The organism is Pontibacter russatus, assembly GCF_009931655.1.
Classification (GTDB): domain Bacteria; phylum Bacteroidota; class Bacteroidia; order Cytophagales; family Hymenobacteraceae; genus Pontibacter; species Pontibacter russatus.
In genome coordinates this window covers 2,045,619-2,060,871 of the sequence record NZ_CP047984.1, presented here as the reverse complement: position 1 = coordinate 2,060,871, position 15,253 = coordinate 2,045,619, and the positions used below count along the sequence as shown (strand labels likewise).

The 15,253-nt window shown below is 53.8% G+C and carries 15 protein-coding genes; 6 read left to right on the top strand and 9 right to left on the bottom strand.

What is annotated here, in order from left to right; all coding sequences use genetic code 11:
- Nucleotides 1-128 precede the first annotated feature (128 nt).
- The 4 genes from gldD to mutY all read right to left on the bottom strand — a co-directional run bounded on the left by gldD (nucleotide 129) and on the right by mutY (nucleotide 3,767).
- A complete protein-coding gene (gldD, locus tag GSQ62_RS08235; RefSeq protein ID WP_161889062.1) occupies nucleotides 129-749 on the bottom strand; it encodes a gliding motility lipoprotein GldD in 621 nt (206 codons plus the stop codon).
- Nucleotides 709-2,076, bottom strand: coding sequence for a gliding motility-associated protein GldE (gene gldE / locus GSQ62_RS08230; protein WP_237587079.1), 1,368 nt, complete (start codon nucleotides 2,074-2,076; stop codon nucleotides 709-711). Before gldE ends, gldD begins: the two co-directional genes overlap by 41 nt.
- 26 nt (nucleotides 2,077-2,102) lie before the next feature.
- Nucleotides 2,103-2,567 (bottom strand): single-stranded DNA-binding protein, encoded by a 465-nt coding sequence (locus GSQ62_RS08225; protein WP_161889061.1) that lies wholly within the window; start codon nucleotides 2,565-2,567, stop codon nucleotides 2,103-2,105.
- A gap of 108 nt (nucleotides 2,568-2,675) precedes the next feature.
- Nucleotides 2,676-3,767 carry an A/G-specific adenine glycosylase gene (gene mutY, locus GSQ62_RS08220; RefSeq protein WP_161889060.1) on the bottom strand — a complete coding sequence of 364 codons (1,092 nt, stop codon included), beginning with the start codon at nucleotides 3,765-3,767 and terminating at the stop codon, nucleotides 2,676-2,678.
- A 331-nt stretch (nucleotides 3,768-4,098) separates the two neighbouring features.
- Here mutY and GSQ62_RS08215 point away from each other — a divergent pair, with 331 nt between their 5' ends.
- From GSQ62_RS08215 to GSQ62_RS08205, 3 genes are all read left to right on the top strand, one after another.
- A complete protein-coding gene (locus GSQ62_RS08215) occupies nucleotides 4,099-4,419 on the top strand; it encodes an HU family DNA-binding protein (RefSeq protein ID WP_262886655.1) in 321 nt (106 codons plus the stop codon).
- A 79-nt stretch (nucleotides 4,420-4,498) separates the two neighbouring features.
- Nucleotides 4,499-5,347, top strand: a complete 849-nt coding sequence (locus GSQ62_RS08210) for a tetratricopeptide repeat protein (RefSeq protein ID WP_237587077.1) — start codon at nucleotides 4,499-4,501, stop codon at nucleotides 5,345-5,347.
- Nucleotides 5,348-5,564: 217 nt separating this feature from the next.
- Nucleotides 5,565-7,160 carry an Rne/Rng family ribonuclease gene (locus GSQ62_RS08205; protein WP_161889058.1) on the top strand — a complete coding sequence of 532 codons (1,596 nt, stop codon included), beginning with the start codon at nucleotides 5,565-5,567 and terminating at the stop codon, nucleotides 7,158-7,160.
- Between the two features lie 75 nt (nucleotides 7,161-7,235).
- Here GSQ62_RS08205 and GSQ62_RS08200 read toward each other — a convergent pair whose 3' ends face one another.
- Nucleotides 7,236-7,907 carry a porin family protein gene (locus GSQ62_RS08200; protein WP_161889057.1) on the bottom strand — a complete coding sequence of 224 codons (672 nt, stop codon included), beginning with the start codon at nucleotides 7,905-7,907 and terminating at the stop codon, nucleotides 7,236-7,238.
- A 74-nt stretch (nucleotides 7,908-7,981) separates the two neighbouring features.
- Between GSQ62_RS08200 and gldB the strand changes: the two genes are divergently transcribed.
- The 3 genes from gldB (at nucleotide 7,982) to GSQ62_RS08185 (ending at nucleotide 11,229) form a co-directional block, all read left to right on the top strand.
- Complete coding sequence (gldB, locus tag GSQ62_RS08195) at nucleotides 7,982-8,986, top strand: gliding motility lipoprotein GldB (RefSeq protein WP_161889056.1); 1,005 nt, start codon at nucleotides 7,982-7,984, stop codon at nucleotides 8,984-8,986.
- Between the two features lie 358 nt (nucleotides 8,987-9,344).
- Nucleotides 9,345-10,541, top strand: a complete 1,197-nt coding sequence (locus GSQ62_RS08190) for a glycosyltransferase family 4 protein (protein WP_161889055.1) — start codon at nucleotides 9,345-9,347, stop codon at nucleotides 10,539-10,541.
- Between the two features lie 214 nt (nucleotides 10,542-10,755).
- Complete coding sequence (locus GSQ62_RS08185; protein ID WP_161889054.1) at nucleotides 10,756-11,229, top strand: DUF4890 domain-containing protein; 474 nt, start codon at nucleotides 10,756-10,758, stop codon at nucleotides 11,227-11,229.
- A gap of 208 nt (nucleotides 11,230-11,437) precedes the next feature.
- Here the strand turns inward: GSQ62_RS08185 and GSQ62_RS08180 are convergent, their stop codons facing one another.
- The 4 genes from GSQ62_RS08180 to nth form a co-directional block, all read right to left on the bottom strand.
- Nucleotides 11,438-12,106 (bottom strand): metal-dependent hydrolase, encoded by a 669-nt coding sequence (locus tag GSQ62_RS08180; protein ID WP_161889053.1) that lies wholly within the window; start codon nucleotides 12,104-12,106, stop codon nucleotides 11,438-11,440.
- A gap of 61 nt (nucleotides 12,107-12,167) precedes the next feature.
- On the bottom strand, nucleotides 12,168-13,229 hold the full coding sequence (locus GSQ62_RS08175; protein ID WP_161889052.1) for an oxidoreductase: 1,062 nt from the start codon (nucleotides 13,227-13,229) through the stop codon (nucleotides 12,168-12,170).
- 343 nt (nucleotides 13,230-13,572) lie between these two features.
- Nucleotides 13,573-14,160: a phospholipid scramblase-related protein gene (locus GSQ62_RS08170; RefSeq protein ID WP_161889051.1), complete on the bottom strand. Its 588-nt coding sequence runs from the start codon at nucleotides 14,158-14,160 to the stop codon at nucleotides 13,573-13,575.
- A 123-nt stretch (nucleotides 14,161-14,283) separates the two neighbouring features.
- Nucleotides 14,284-14,964, bottom strand: a complete 681-nt coding sequence (nth, locus tag GSQ62_RS08165; protein WP_161889050.1) for an endonuclease III — start codon at nucleotides 14,962-14,964, stop codon at nucleotides 14,284-14,286.
- Nucleotides 14,965-15,253: the final 289 nt, after the last annotated feature.

The following is a 15,253-nucleotide window of genomic DNA, read 5'->3' as shown; positions in this document are numbered from 1 at the left end:
TTTTATATATGAATCAGAAGACCTCACAGCGTGCGCAGCTCCTGCGAGTGTCTGTTTATATATAGCTGCTTATATATAGTTGCTGCCTTTGGTACAGACGCTCACGGTACCTTCGGACACCGCGAGGTCTATCGCTGCTGCTCCTTCCACTCCAGCGTATTGAGCAGGTGCACGATGTCCTTTTTCACATACTCGATGACAGGCGCCAGGGAATCGTTCTGTGTGGCTGTCTGAAAATAGAGAGCACCGCGCAGGAAATGCTCGGTAGAGTCGGTCACGTAAAACTGGAACTGGCTGGGCACTTCGCCTTCCAACTCAAATACTGAGGCCACATCGCCGGCGGGCGTCCTTATCTCCGATTCCTCAATGGCATAGGCTTTTATCTGGTGCTTGGCCGTGAGTTTGCGCGCGTCCTCTATCAGGTCGTTCAGCATCTGCTCGCTTTCGAGGTCCTTGTAGGTGAGCTGCACGTTGGCCCCGAGGGCGGGGTATATGATGTTGATCCAGTGCGGCTGTGCAATGCCCGACGAATCAGGCCGCACCTTGGCGTGCTGCGAGAATTCGAACATGTAGGGGTGCTCGTCCTGCAGCGGCTGGTAGGCAGCGGTCGGCAGGTCAATACGGTTGTAGCCTTTTGGTTTGGGGGTGTATTCTGCTTCGCAGGCCACCAGGGAGGTTGCCAGGCATATACCTATAAATACCTGCCCCTTAGCTGACCTTCTGGTAGTGTTCTTTTTTGCTTGCGACATTTATCTTCACTCTTTTCACGCGCTTAAAGTCCGCCGACTCTACGGTAAAATGGAAGCGGCCGTAGGAAACATCCTCGCCTACGCGCGGAATGCGGGAGAACAGCGCCAGCAGCAGCCCGGCCACCGTTTCGTTTCCGCCCTTCACTTCGTTAAAGGCGTCGAAGGGCACTTCTGCTATCTTGCAAAAGTCGTGCAGCGATGTCTTGCCGTCAAATATATAGGTATTTTCGTCGAGCTGGGTATAAATGATTTCGTCATCATCGTACTCATCATTAATCTCGCCGACAATTTCCTCCACAATATCCTCCAGGGTCAGCAGGCCGCAGGTGGTGCCGTACTCGTTCACCACAATGGCCATATGCACGTGCTTTTCCTTGAAATCCTGAAACAAGTCTGAGATGCGCCTGGTCTCCTGCACAAAGAAAGGCGGGCGCACCAACTGCTGCCAGTTAAACTCTACCCCTTTGTCAAGGTGAGGGAGCAGGTCTTTTACGTACAGGATGCCCTCAATTTTATCGTTGCTCTCGGTATATACCGGCACGCGCGAGTAGCCCCACTGCACGATGAGGGGCAGCAGTTCCGGGAAGGTCATTTTGGTGCTGAACGCCACAATGTCGATGTGCGGGCGCATGATCTGCTTCACGGTGATAGAGCCGAAGTTGACCACGCCGCGCAGGATGCGGCGCTCCTCCGGGGAAGTCTCCTCATTTGTCAGGGCCATGTCCAGGCTGTGGTGCAGGTCCTCGATGGTGTGGTTGTAGGACTTGAGCATATAGCGCTCTTCTATATAAGTGCTGATCGCCATCAGCAGCCGCGCGAGGGGGCTGAGCGGCTTTTCGAGGCGGTCCAGCACAGCGGCAGCCCGGCTTGTGATAGCAAGCCGCCTTTTCTGCACATATACTTTCGGCAGCACCTCCCCGCAGAACACGATAAAGAAGGTGGCGAACAGCATACAGGCCGCCATGATGCCGGCAGGCAAGGCCATCGTGCCGAACACCTGCCAGGCCACGTAGGCAAAAAGCGTGATGATGCTGACGTTGATGCCGTTGTTGAGAATGAGGAGGGTGGTGAGCAGTTTGCGCGGTTCTTGCAGGAGTTGGGACACGCGCTGCTCAGATGGCAGGCGGCTGTTCTTGCAGTGCTCCAGTTCCCGCTCCGAGAGAGAGAAGAAAGCTGCCTCCGCCCCCGAGATGAGGGCAGAGAGCAGCAGTAATATAAAACCCGCCAGGATGGCGGCAATGTATTCAAACCTGAGTTGCGCGAGTGAGCTTTGTAGTATCTGGAGTAAACCGTAACTCAGGGGGTCTCCGGAATCTAAACTTTCCAAAATCGGGTTATTTAGTGAAACATGGGTTAGAACGGCAGGTCGTCCGGCTCGTCGTTCTGGAAGGCGGATGCGTTGCCGGTATTGCCCGCGTTGCCGCCCGAGGAGGAGGCCGGGGAGGAGGACGCCTGGTAATGGCCTTCGCCGCCGCTGCCTGCGTCATTGCGGCCGCCCAGCATGGTCATGTTGTCCGCCACAATCTCGGTGCTGTAGCGCTGGATGCCCTCCTTGTCCTGGTAGTTGTTTGTCCGGAGCTTGCCTTCTATATAGACGGAATTGCCTTTCCTGAGGTACTTTTCCGCCACCTCAGCGAGGCCTCTCCAGACTACAATGTTGTGCCATTCGGTTCTTTCCTGCTTCTGGCCGCTTTTGTCTTTAAACGTCTCAGAAGTGGCGATCGGGAAACGCGCTACGGCTATGCCGCCTTCGAGGTGGCGTACTTCCGGGTCTTTGCCCAGGTTTCCGATCAGGATTACTTTGTTTACACTTGCCATGGTTTTTACGATAATATTAAGTTGAAACGGGCTACTCCGGCAACCAAGCCGGAGGCAATATGGCTTACTGAAACAGATAATGCTTTTGGCTGCCTAAATAGTTTCAGTCTATAAATATACTAAAATTTTAGCATCTTGCAAATAACTATTTATGAGTATGGGCTTGGGCAGTTCCTCCACCTCGTTCACCGTAAAAAGCGCCAACCTTGCCTCCTGCAGCACTTCTTCCCTTAAACGGTTTTTGAGCCTGACGCGGTAAAAGCGGGCCGTTATTTTCTGGTGGCTCAGGATGTGTTTGTAATCCTTCCGGGGAAGTTCCAGGTGCGCCATATCCACTTCCAGGCCTGCCTGCTGCAGTTCCGGCAGCAGTGCCTCCGGTGGCAGGTTCTTGTCGGGGCTCTCATATAGGTAGAAGTCATACAGCCCCTGCCATATATCCCCCTCCAGCCGCTTGCGCAGGTAAAAACGCCCGGCGTGCTCCAGCACGATGTAATGGAAATAACGCGGGCGCGCCGCCTTCGCCTTTGCCTTTACGGGCAGTTCCTGCACCATGCCGTGGTTAAAGGCGAAGCAGTTTTGCTGCAACGGGCAGAACATACAATCGGGCATGACGGGCGTACACTGGATGGCGCCGAACTCCATAATGGCCTGGTTATATATGTCAGGCGCATCGGTAGGCACCAGCTCATCCGCCAGTTTCTTGAAGACTTTACGCGAGGCGGGCGCTGCAATGTCATCCGAAATCCCAAACACGCGCGCCAGCACCCGAAACACATTGCCGTCGAGCACCGCCACGGGCTCCCCGAAAGCGAAGGACGCGATGGCGGCAGCCGTGTAACTGCCCACCCCCTTCAGTTTGAGCAACTCCGCGTAAGTGTCCGGAAACCGGCCATTGAATTCCGCTGCCACCATTTTGGCGGTGTGGTGCATGTTGCGGGCCCTGGAGTAGTAGCCCAGCCCCTGCCACAGGCGCAGCACCTCGTCTTCGGGGGCGGCGGCCAATTGCTGCACCGTGGGGTATGCCTCCACAAACTTCAGGTAGTAGGGCAGGCCCTGCGCCACGCGCGTCTGCTGCAGTATCACCTCCGACAGCCATATATGGTAGGGGTTGGTGGTGTCGCGCCACGGCAGGGCGCGTTTGTGCCGCCCGTACCAGCGGATGAGGGTGTCGGCAAAGTGTGCCTGTTCAGGAGTGGCCATGGTAAAGTTATATATGGGGCAGTTTGTTGGAAGTGGAACAAGCCAAAGAAAGGGAATGTTTAACGGTGGTGCAACACAGATATAGCCGGGCCGGGGCTGCTGCCTGCCGCTGAAATATAAATAACCGCCTGCCGTTCAGAGACAGGGACTGGGGCCGGAGAAGCCATATTCCGGGCAATTCCGGGGCTAAAGCCGTGCATATGAGGCGCTAATAATTTGTGGGGAATGCTTTTACTTATCGAAAAGTAAAATTACCTTTGTGGCCCGAAAATCAGTAAATGAGCAACTTTGCTGATAGTAAAGCATTGAGCGTTAACTTATTATTAATTTTATAAAAACTAAGAAAGTGACTAAAGCAGAAGTAATATCAGAAGTTGCTGATAAAACAGGGATCGACAAGGCGGATGTGCAGGCGACAGTAGAGGCCTTCTTCAAAGTAGTGAAGGATTCTATGGCCGACGGTAACAACATCTACGTGAGAGGTTTTGGTAGCTTTGTGAACAAGAAGCGCGCTAAAAAAGTAGCCCGCAACATTTCAAAGAACACGTCTATCATCATCGACGAGCACTTTATTCCGAGCTTCAAGCCCTCGAAAACCTTTATCCAGAAGATCAAAAACAGCAAGAAGATACAAGAACTCACCCATTCCTAATTTTTCGTATCTTTGCTGATCTAAAAGCAATTATTTAGAAAGCAGCCCTTAGGTAAAAAGAATGTCACGGTCACAAATATTGATAGTTGTTGCAGCCATCGCGTTGGTGGCTGTCATGTTCTTTTTGCCTAAAGTGGTTGTAAACGAAGAGGATAAAGCCGGTCTCGCCAGCACCGAGGCTGCGGCAGGCGCCTCTGCCGAGGGCCATTCCCCGGATGACGGGCACGACCACGGAGCAGAAGGGGCTGCGGCAGCGGCACACGCCACCGCCACGCCGGAGCAACTGATGGAGCTGTCGACAGCCCGCGCCAAGTACAACAAGGCCACCGACACACAGGCCCGCATGCTGCTGGCAACGGAACTGGCAGACGCCTACGCCACCGCCAGCCAGTACGACAGTGCCGGCTATTACTATGAGCAGGCAGCGGAAGCGCGGGGGGGCGAAAAAGCATATAAAAAAGCGGGTGATGCCTATTACGAGGCCTTTACCTTCGCCACCACGCAGGAAAGCGCCGGTGAACTCGGAGCCAAGGCACGGGCAATGTACGAGCAGGTGCTGAAGAACAACCCTTCGGAGCTTGACGCCAAGACGAACGTGGCCATGACCTACATTGCCAGCAACAGCCCGATGCAGGGCATTACGCTGCTGCGTGAGGTACTCGCCTCTAACCCAAACCACGAGAAGGCGCTCTTCAACATGGGCATCCTGTCTATCCAGTCCGGGCAGTACGACAAGGCCGCCGAGCGCTTCCGGAAGCTGGTGGAGGTAAACCCGCAGCACGTGGAAGGAACCTTCTATTTAGCGCTGTCGTTGGCAAATACGGGGCAGGGCGAAGAGGCTAAGGCCTTGTTTAACAAGGTGAAAAGCATGAGCGACGACCCGGCCCTGGCGGCATCGGTGGATGAGGAACTGGCGAAGCTGAACTAACAGAAATCAAAGAAATCAATTTATAAAAACAAAAACACAAGACTATGCCTTGCGGAAAAAAAAGAAAAAGACATAAAATTGCCACGCACAAGAGAAAGAAGCGTTTGAGAAAAAACAGACACAAGAAGAAGTAATTTCTTCCGCGTTTAGTAGGGCCCACTTTGCTATGCAAATGTGGGCTTTGGTCTTATACATCCTAATAACCATTTGAGAGAAATTGAGCAACGAACTGATTATCAATTCTACTCAGGATGGGGAACGCATTGCGCTCTTGCAGGACAAGCGCCTGGTGGAGTATCACTTCGAGTCGAAAGACACGGACTATATAGTTGGTGATATCTTCCTGGGCACTGTCAAGAAAGTGATGCCTGGCCTAAACGCTGCTTTTATTGACATTGGCTACCACAAGGATGCTTTTCTGCATTACCACGACCTGGGAGCGAATGTAAAAACACTTAACAAATACGTTAAGGCAGCGCAGACACAGAAGAACGCTTCACCAAAGCTAAACCAGTTCAAATTTGAGCCTGAAATAGATAAGCTCGGCAAAATGGCTGACGTCCTCAAGAAAGGGCAGCAGCTGTTGGTGCAAATCGTAAAAGAGCCCATATCTACCAAAGGCCCGCGCCTTTCCTGCGAAATATCGCTTGCTGGCCGGTACCTGGTGCTCGTGCCGTTTTCAAACACGGTAAGCGTGTCCAAGAAAATCGTCAGCAAAGAAGAGCGCACGCGCCTCAAGCGCCTGATCAGTTCCATCAAGCCAGAGAACTTTGGCGTCATCATCAGGACAGTGGCAGAGGGCCGCGACGTGGCGGAGCTCGACAGGGACATGCGCAACATGATTGCGAACTGGGAGGAGGGCTTCAAAACCCTCCGGGTGGCAAAGCCCAATGATAAAATCATTGGCGAGCTGAACCGTTCTTCCTCCATCTTGAGGGATTTATTAAACGAGAGCTTTGACAGCATAGTAGTGGACGATACGACCCTCTATGACGACATCAAGGCATACCTCAGTAGTATTGCTCCGGACAGACTGAACATTCTGAAGCATTATACTGGTAAAACCAAAACCTTCGAACACTTTAACATCGAGAAACAGCTGAAGGCTGCTTTCGGCAAGACAGTGACCATACCAGGCGGTGGCTACCTGGTGATTGAGCACACCGAGGCCCTGCATGTGATTGATGTGAACAGTGGGAACAAATCCAATACCGAAACCGATCAGGAGGCCACCGCGCTGAACGTGAACATGATGGCAGCCAAAGAAGTGGCCCGCCAGCTGCGCCTCCGGGATATAGGTGGTATCATTGTAGTGGACTTCATCGACATGAAGTCGCCGGAAAACCGCCAGCGGGTATATGAGGTGGTGAAGGAGGAAATGAAGCGCGACCGATCCAGGTCCACCATTCTCCCCATCTCCAAGTTCGGCCTGCTGCAGGTGACGCGCCAGCGCGTGCGGCCGGAGCAAAACATCATCACCGGGGAGGTATGCCCTACCTGCAACGGCACCGGCAAGATTACGGCCAGCATACTGGTGACAGACGAAATTGACGCAGCGGTAGACGACCTGCTGACCAGCCACAACCACAAGAGCCTGACGCTTTACCTGCACCCGTTCCTGTATACCTACTACACGAAAGGGATCGCCTCGAGGCAGATGAAGTGGTTTTTCAAGTACTTTAAGTGGATAAACCTGGTGAAGGACACCTCGCTCGGCATCATGGACTTTAAAGTGATGGACGACAGAGGGGAGGAAATTGAGCTGCGCGCCGCCCTCTCGGATGTGAGTGTCGTAGCGCCGGAAGAAGAGTAAATTTTATATATAAAAAGCCGCCCTGATATACTCGGGGCGGCTTTTTATATATAACTGCATCAGCGCAGGCGGAAATCAGAACTTCACGCCGACGTCCACGGAAACGCCGTTGTTCTTCAGCGCGATGTTCTTGTCGCCGAGCTGCTTTTCATAATAATCGTCGATGTCGGTGAGGCCACGGTGGTAAGTAATGCCGCCGAATAGCTTGGTGCTCTGGCCCATCTGGAACTCCACGCCACCGCCCAGAAGCGCATCCGCTTCGAAGATGTTGAAGCGCTTCCCTACTTTATCGCCGTCTATCACTTTCTTGTTGTTTACCTGCGCCGCCACCTTGGTGTTCAGGGAGCCGCCCACCTGGAAGTAGGCAATAGTGCCGGGCGCCACTTCGTTCGTAAATAACTTGAGCGTAACCGGGAGCTCGATGTACTGCAGCGAAATATCGTCCTTGCCCCTGGTCGTTACCGTTGCGCCGCCAGCGTCTTCGCGCGTGTAGTTGTACGAAATCTCGCTGCCCTTGCTGCGGTACACGAGGCCGGTGCTGAAGGCGTAGTTCTGTGCGAAGAAGTAGTCTGCCACCACCCCTACGCCAAGCCGCAGCGAGCTGTTTTCCTTCTCGAAATTGTACCTGTCCTCGGCTATAAAACGGTTGCCTGTAATGGTGGGCGATACCATCAGCCCGATCTCGACCTGCGCCATCGCCGAAAACCCGGCGACCAGAAACAGCATCAGGAGTGTAAGTTTCTTCATAAGTGTAGTTTAATTGTGCGTTGTGTTACCCTAATACGGCGGAACACTCTATTTTTGTACAAAGATACAGAACAATGTATTACAGATATCTATTCCTGACAATACTTCTGCTCTCGTTTGGCTGCAAAGACGAAGGCTGCGAGATACCCGATGAAATAGCCGAAGTGCCCGTGGATGTTACCATTGAGCGGCTGGAGGAACCTTTTTTCGAGGCCGACTCTGAGCAGGACATCGCCCTTTTCCTGAAAGAGCACCCGCTCTTCGCCACCAGCTACCTGCAACTGCGGAACGACTCTTCGGATGCGCAGCTTATCTCCTCCCTCTACGAGCTGTCCTCAAACCCCTCGCTGGACACACTGGCACAGCAGGCCCAAAAGCGCTTCGGGGATATGGAAGAGGAGCAGCAGCAATTGGAGACGGCCTTTAAAGTGGTGAAATTCCACTACCCGCAGTTCCGGGTGCCGGAGGTGAAGACCTTTGTGACCGGGCTGGGGAGCCTGGGCAACGACATTTATATATCCGACAGCCTGCTGGTGTTCGGGATTGATTATTTTATCGGGGCGGGCGCCAGCTACCGCCCGCAGGTGTACGAGTATATCCAGAACCGCTACGAGCGCGAGAAAATGGTGCCGGCCGCCATGCTCCTGCTCTCCGACCGCTTCAACAAAACCAACCCCGCCGACAGAACCCTGCTGGCCGAGATGCTGAACATCGGCAAGGCTTACTATTTTGTGCAGTCGGCATTACCCTGCACCCCCGACTCTGCCATCATTAGTTACTCGGCGCAGCAGATTGCGGACGTCACGCATAACGAGGGCCGTATATGGGCACATTTCATTGAGGAGGGCCTGCTATATGAGAAAAGCCCCTTTGTGGTGAACAAGTATATAGGCGAGCGCCCCAACACCCCCGAGATTGACGCCTCCGCCCCCGGCCGCATCGGTGCCTGGGTGGGTTGGCAGATTGTGCGGGAATATATGGCCCGCAACCCCGAGGTAACCCTCCCCGGACTGATGGCAGAGACCGACTACGGCAAAATCTTCAACGAGTCGAGATACAAGCCGGAGCGGCGCCGGTAGGATTTGGTTGCTGATTGTTATTTGTTGAATGGCAAAATTGCTATATGGTTAAATTGTTGTTCGGATATATCATACACCATGAACCATTGGCGAAACGCATATAGAATATATATAACTTCTGCTTTTCAGGGAAAAGGAAAGGGACGGCATGGAAGATAAATGGATTCATATCATACCTGAAACTTCAAAGGCTTCTTTTGCCGGTTATATATAACGCTGGTGTTTCTGCTCCCTGACTATTTGTAAATCGCCCCAGCCATTCAACCCTTTAACAATACAGCAATTTCAACCATCCAGCTATCAATCAGCAATAAGCCAGTCAGCAACCAACCATCAACCAACACCCAGCAAACAACACATGCACATTGCCGTCTTAAACCAGCACCACCAGAACCCGGATTGCCCCGCCACCTGCCGCCACTACTCTTTTATGGCGGAGCTGGCGAAGCGCCACCGGCTGAGCCTGGTAGCCAGCGACGGGTGGCGGCGCGCGCGCATCACTGACAACTATCCGTGGGTGCCGGAGGGGGTGGAACTGCACGAGTGCAAGGTGGCTTACGCAAACAAAATGGGCATTGCGCAGCGGCTGAAATCTTTTGCGGGCTTTGCCGGGAGCGCCTTTAAGCGGGCCATGCAGTTGCCGAAGCCGGATGTGATATGGGCCGTGTCCACCCCGCTCACCACACCGTGGGTAGCCGCGCGGGTGGCCCGGCTGCGCGGGGTGCCTTGGGTGTTTGAGGTGCAGGACCTGTGGCCCAGTTTCCCGATTGCGATGGGTGCCGTAAAGGGCAGGTGGGTAAAGCAGCGACTCTACAAGATGGAGAAAAGCCTTTACCAGAGCGCCAGCCACATCATCACGCTCTCCCCGGATATGACCGAGTATGTAGCCAGCCTGGGCGTCAGCCGGGAAAAGATCACCACCAATTACAACGGCACTGATTTGCCGCTGGTGGACGCCGCACTGCCGCAGGAGGTAGAGGCCCTGTGCCTGAAGCACGGGTTGCAGGGGAAGCAGGTGGTGCTGTACGCCGGCACCTACGGCCGCGCCAACGACATCCCGACGCTGCTGCAGGTGGTGGAAATTCTATCCGGAAATCCGCATATACACTTTGTTTTTACGGGCAGCGGGTATTACGAGCCGCAACTGCGGCAACTGGCACAACGGATGCCCAACCTGCTGCTGCTGCCCCCGCAGCCCCGCACCGAAGTGTTCCTGCTGTTCAAACTGGCGGCATTGTCGGTTGTTTCGTTCAACAACCTGCCCGTGCTGGCAGCCAACTCCCCCGCCAAGCTATATGACAGCCTGGCCTGCGGCACGCCTGTGCTGGTGACTAACCCCGGCTGGACAAAGGCTTTCGTGGAAGAGCATGGCTGTGGCTGGTATACGCCTGCTGAGCAGCCGGATGCGATGGCGCAGGTTATAGAAAAGTTGCTGGCGCAGCCCGAGGCACTGCTGCAGGCTGGTGCGCGCGGCGAGGCCATCGCCCGGAAAGTTTTTGACCGGCGGCAACTGGTGCTGCAGGTAGAGGAGGTACTGGCTCGGGCGGCGCGGTAGTTGGTTCAACTGGCGAAGTTATATATGCTTTGAGTCTGCTAATCAGCACTTATTACGCTCACTCCCTGTTCTTTCCAATACTTTCATTCTCCAGCTTCTTGCTATATATAAACTCTGGCACAGGCTTTGGTGATGTGATTTTGTAGGTAGGCAAATCTCCGGATACGGTCCTTTGCACCAAATACTACATCACCCTTAAATTAAAGCAAAGAAGATGAAGAAGACATTCATGGTACTCGCATTAACCTTGTTGGTGGCCGGCAGCACTATGGCGCAGCAGGCACCGCAAAAAGAAAGAAAGCACCGCACCGAACAACGCGGTGGAAAAGACAGGAAAGGCGACCGGACGCCGGAGGAGCGGGCCTCCCGCCGCACCGAGAAGATGAGCAAGGAACTGGGCTTAAACAAGTCTCAGACCAGGAAGCTGCAGGCGCTGAACCTGAAGCAGATGGAGCAGCGGGAAGCGATGCGGGAAAGGCATAAAGACGGAAACATGCACGACAGAGGCCAGCTCCAGGAGATGGAGGCCGCCCGCGCACAATGGGATGCTGAGCTGAAAGACATCCTCACCAAGAAGCAATATGCCCAGTACCAGGCGCAACGCGAGCAGATGCGGGCCCAGCATAAGGAAAGAAGAGGCCGCGACGGCATGAAGAACCGGGCGCACCACCGACACGAGCGAAGCTGAGCCATATATAAGTAAAAGGACACAAGTATCAAGACATAAGACTTCTTATGCTTTATACAATTGACAAACAGGAGCTTGATGTGTGCAAGTTAGTTTTGTCCGGATACTTAATCTATCAGAAAGCAGGAGCGCCGGCAAACCATATATGGTTTGCCGGCGCTTTTTCCTTTGTGCTGTCTGTATGAATGCTAATTTCTTGAAACGAGCTTTATATGGTTCCTGGCGTTAAAGCCGTGTTTGCCAGTTTGCGGTCTGCCCAGTAGGCCCAGAGCACCAGAATCCACTGCAACTGCCCAGCCCAGGCAACAGCCGTGATATCGGTGGGAGGAGGCCCGAACACGTTGGCTATGTATACCAGCACCAGAAAAGCAACAAGCGCCCACAACGCGTATGTGGTTGTTTTGGCCGCCGCTTTAGCTCGAAGATACAGCCACAGTCCTCCTGCAAACAGCAGCCCCTCCACCAGCAGCGTACCAGGCATCGAGTTCCAAAGTCCCAGGCCTACCATGGGTGAGTTGCCCGGCCACAGCGGCAAATCCGGCACGTGCACCACTAAGTCGAGGAACCAGTGGCTGACTACCAGCAGGCCCAGCACCAGCGCCGTTCTTGTGTCTTTCCGGAGCAGCCAGTACACCAGCCCGAACAGCAGCCCCCAGCCCAAAACAAGCAGCAGACTGTGCGAAATGGGATAGTGGGTAAAGTCGAGCGGGGTGAACTTGCCCGGTGCAGGGGCAACGGTGGCGTGCTCCAGGTTCAGGAGGAGCAGGGTGGGCCAGAGCAGGTCCAGGAACTGGGCAGCCAGAAACATGGTGCCCAGCGAGGCTTTGGGCGCTACGGCTTTGCCTGCAAAGCCAGCAGCAAAATGGCCGATGAACATAGTTTTATAGAGGAAGTAAAGTAGCGCATCAAAAAGCTAAATGTAAGAAAGTATACATCATCTATATATACTTTAGCGTCCTTTTTTCTGCGTGGCTCTGCATGGCTAACTCTATCACCCTGATTACGTTACGCGCCTGCTCCGGCTTTACCTCCAGTTCCCCGCTGCCTGTCAGGGCGGCATATACATTTTGATAGAAAGCCGTGTAGTCGCCTGTCTCGCTCTCTATCCTGCCTGTGATGTGCTGGTCGTTTATCTGGGTGTTCAGCCTGCCCCATATATCCTCCGGCTCAATGCCCCAGTCAGCTGCTCCTTTGGGGGCCTTTCCTTCTTTTAGCGCCGCTTCCTGCACATCCATCCCATATTTCAGGAAAGAGCCTTTGTCGCCATAAAGTTTGTAGCGCGGCCCCGGCTCGCTCACCAGCATCCCGGCTCTTAGAATAACCCGCAGGGTAGGGTAGTGCAGCATCAGGTGGAAGTTGTCTGTTATCCGGCTGTCCCGGCGCTGCGTGCGCAGGTCGGCAGAAATCTCCGACGGCAGACCGAACAGGCAAAGCGCCTGGTCTATCAGGTGTGAGCCGAGGTCATAGAGAATGCCCGAGCCGGGGGCGTTTTCCTCCTTCCAGGAGTCTGGCTTCAGAAAATCACGGAACCTGTCGAAGTGCGCCTCATACTCCACCACGTTACCCAGCAGGTTGCCCGCCACTATTTTCGTGATTGTTTTGAAGTCGCTGTCCCAGCGGCGGTTGTGGAACACGGTCAGCAGCCTGTCTTTGCTTTTGGCCAGCGCAATCAGTTCGTCGGCCTCTGCCGAGGTGACGGTGAAAGGCTTCTCCACTACCACGTGCTTGCCAGCCTGCAGGGCTTCTTTTGCCAGTGGCAGGTGCGAGACGTTGGGCGTAGCCAGCACCACGAGGTCAATGGAAGCATCCTCAAAAATTGCCCTGGCATCCTGCACTATCTCCGCCTGCGGGTAGCGGGCGTTGGCGAGGGCTATGTTTTCGGGGCGCGTTTCCCTGATCTTGGAGAGGTGCAGCCCCGGTACGTTGGTGATGAACGGCGCATGGAACACGCTGCCGGACATGCCAAAGCCAAGCAGGCCTGTGTTGATGGTTTTCTTCATGAGAAATGGGTTGAGCTGTTTATCGTGCCTCAAGTTAAGCAGAATTTCGCGCGAATGCCGTGTCCTGCGCTGCAAGCTTCTTCAGCGCATTTCTCCAATCATAGAAATCGAGGGACCTTGCACGTAAACGAGGGGGCCACCAAAACAAGCACAGCCTGCCGTGGCATTTCTTTCACAACAGGCTGTGCTTGCTACTTATATATGAACCTGTGTTAAGACAAAAGCCTAAGTGCCCTGGCAAAGCATCATATATGCTAAACAGTTGGTGGTTAGCATATATGATGCGATAAAAAAGTCCTGTGTCCTGATGCCTGCTGTCTGTGTCCTTTTGCTTATATATAAACTACTCTTTCAAAACCATGTCGATGCACAGCACGGCGCCCAGCAGCAGCACCCGGATGTTATTGTCCTGCGGCACCTGGTCCTCTACCTTCAGGATGTAATTGTCTGCGGAGGTGAAGAACTCTTTCCCGATGCCGGCCCACTTCTTGGTGACGCGCGCAAACTCCATATCGTCCTTCACGAACTTGAAGTCCCAGCTGGTCCACTTGCCTTTGAGGGAGAACAGGAAATTCTCGTCGGCGTCTAACACGCTGAACTTGCCGCCAAGCGAGAGAAGCTGCTGCTTCAGCTTGCCCACCACGTTGTCGTGCTCATCCAGCACCTCCACTTTCGAGCGCAGCAAAGACACGCCCCGCCTCACCGTCAGCACTTTCTCGCCGCTGGTGCTGCTTACCACAATGTTGAAGGGTGTCATCCGCTTGTAGTCGGTGAAGCGGAGGATGCGGGTAAAGAAGCCCAGTTTCTCCTCCCGGCACGTCATCAGCTGCTGCTGGTTTTCCGGGTCATATATGTCGAAATTGTTGGCCGCCTTGAAGATGCCGGCATGTTCCTTTACAAAGAATAAGTTTCTGTTCAGTACAGGGTGCATAGTAAGAGTATGTTTATTTATTCAGCTTGGCCGTCAAATTGATGAAAGCTAAATATAAACATATTCTAATATAATACGCCTTTCTTATATACAAATAAACAGATTTAGCGGAGAAGGAGCCGCCTATCCGCCCAGCTTATTCTCCGGGTCGTCCGGAATGTTAGGGAAGTTTTTCTGGAAAAAGGCGCAGAAGTGGGAGAGGGGGCATGTCTCGCATTTGGGGCGGCGGGCCAGGCAGATGTAGCGGCCGTGCAGAATGAGCCAGTGGTGCGCCTTCGATACCAGCTCCGTGGGCAGGTTGGCCACGAGTTGCCGCTCTACCTCTACCGGTGTTTTCGAGTTTTTGGTTACCAGGCCGAGGCGCTTGCTTACCCGGAACACATGCGTGTCTACGGCCATGGCAGGCTGGTTCCAGATAACGGACACGATGACGTTGGCCGTTTTGCGGCCCACGCCGGGCAGCTTCACCAGGTCCTCCACGGTGCCCGGCACCTCGGCGTTAAACTTCTCTACCAGCATCTTCCCGAGCCCGGCCAGGTGCTTGGCTTTGTTGTTGGGGTACGAGATGCTCTTGATGTAAGGGAAGATTTCCTCGGGCGTGGCCGTGGCCAGGTGCTCCGCCGTGGGGTACGCCTCAAACAGGGCGGGCGTCACCATGTTCACGCGCTTGTCGGTGCACTGCGCGCTCAGCACCACGGCCAGAATCAACTCGTAGGGGTTTTGGTACGCCAGTTCCGTTTCCGGCTCCGGGAAGTGCTGGGTAAAGTACTCGATCAGGAGCCTGTAGCGTTCCTTCTTTTGCATAAAAAAAGTTTGCAGTCAGTTAGACTGCAAATAACATTTTAAAACCTTTGTTTCCAATCAATAGGCTTGGCAACAGCATTGGGGACAGTATTGATTAGGTAATTACCCTTGCGCATCAAAACTACTTCTGTTCTCTGGGTTAGGAAGTAGTACATAAACTTATACCTTGAGTAGTATTCAACTATAATTAAGTGGGCTTATATGTAAGAGAAAGTGGGAAGCTGTTAATTAGCTCAATAACGGTGCAAGGGTACTATGCAGAAACTATAGAGTGGATAGGGTTTTATAT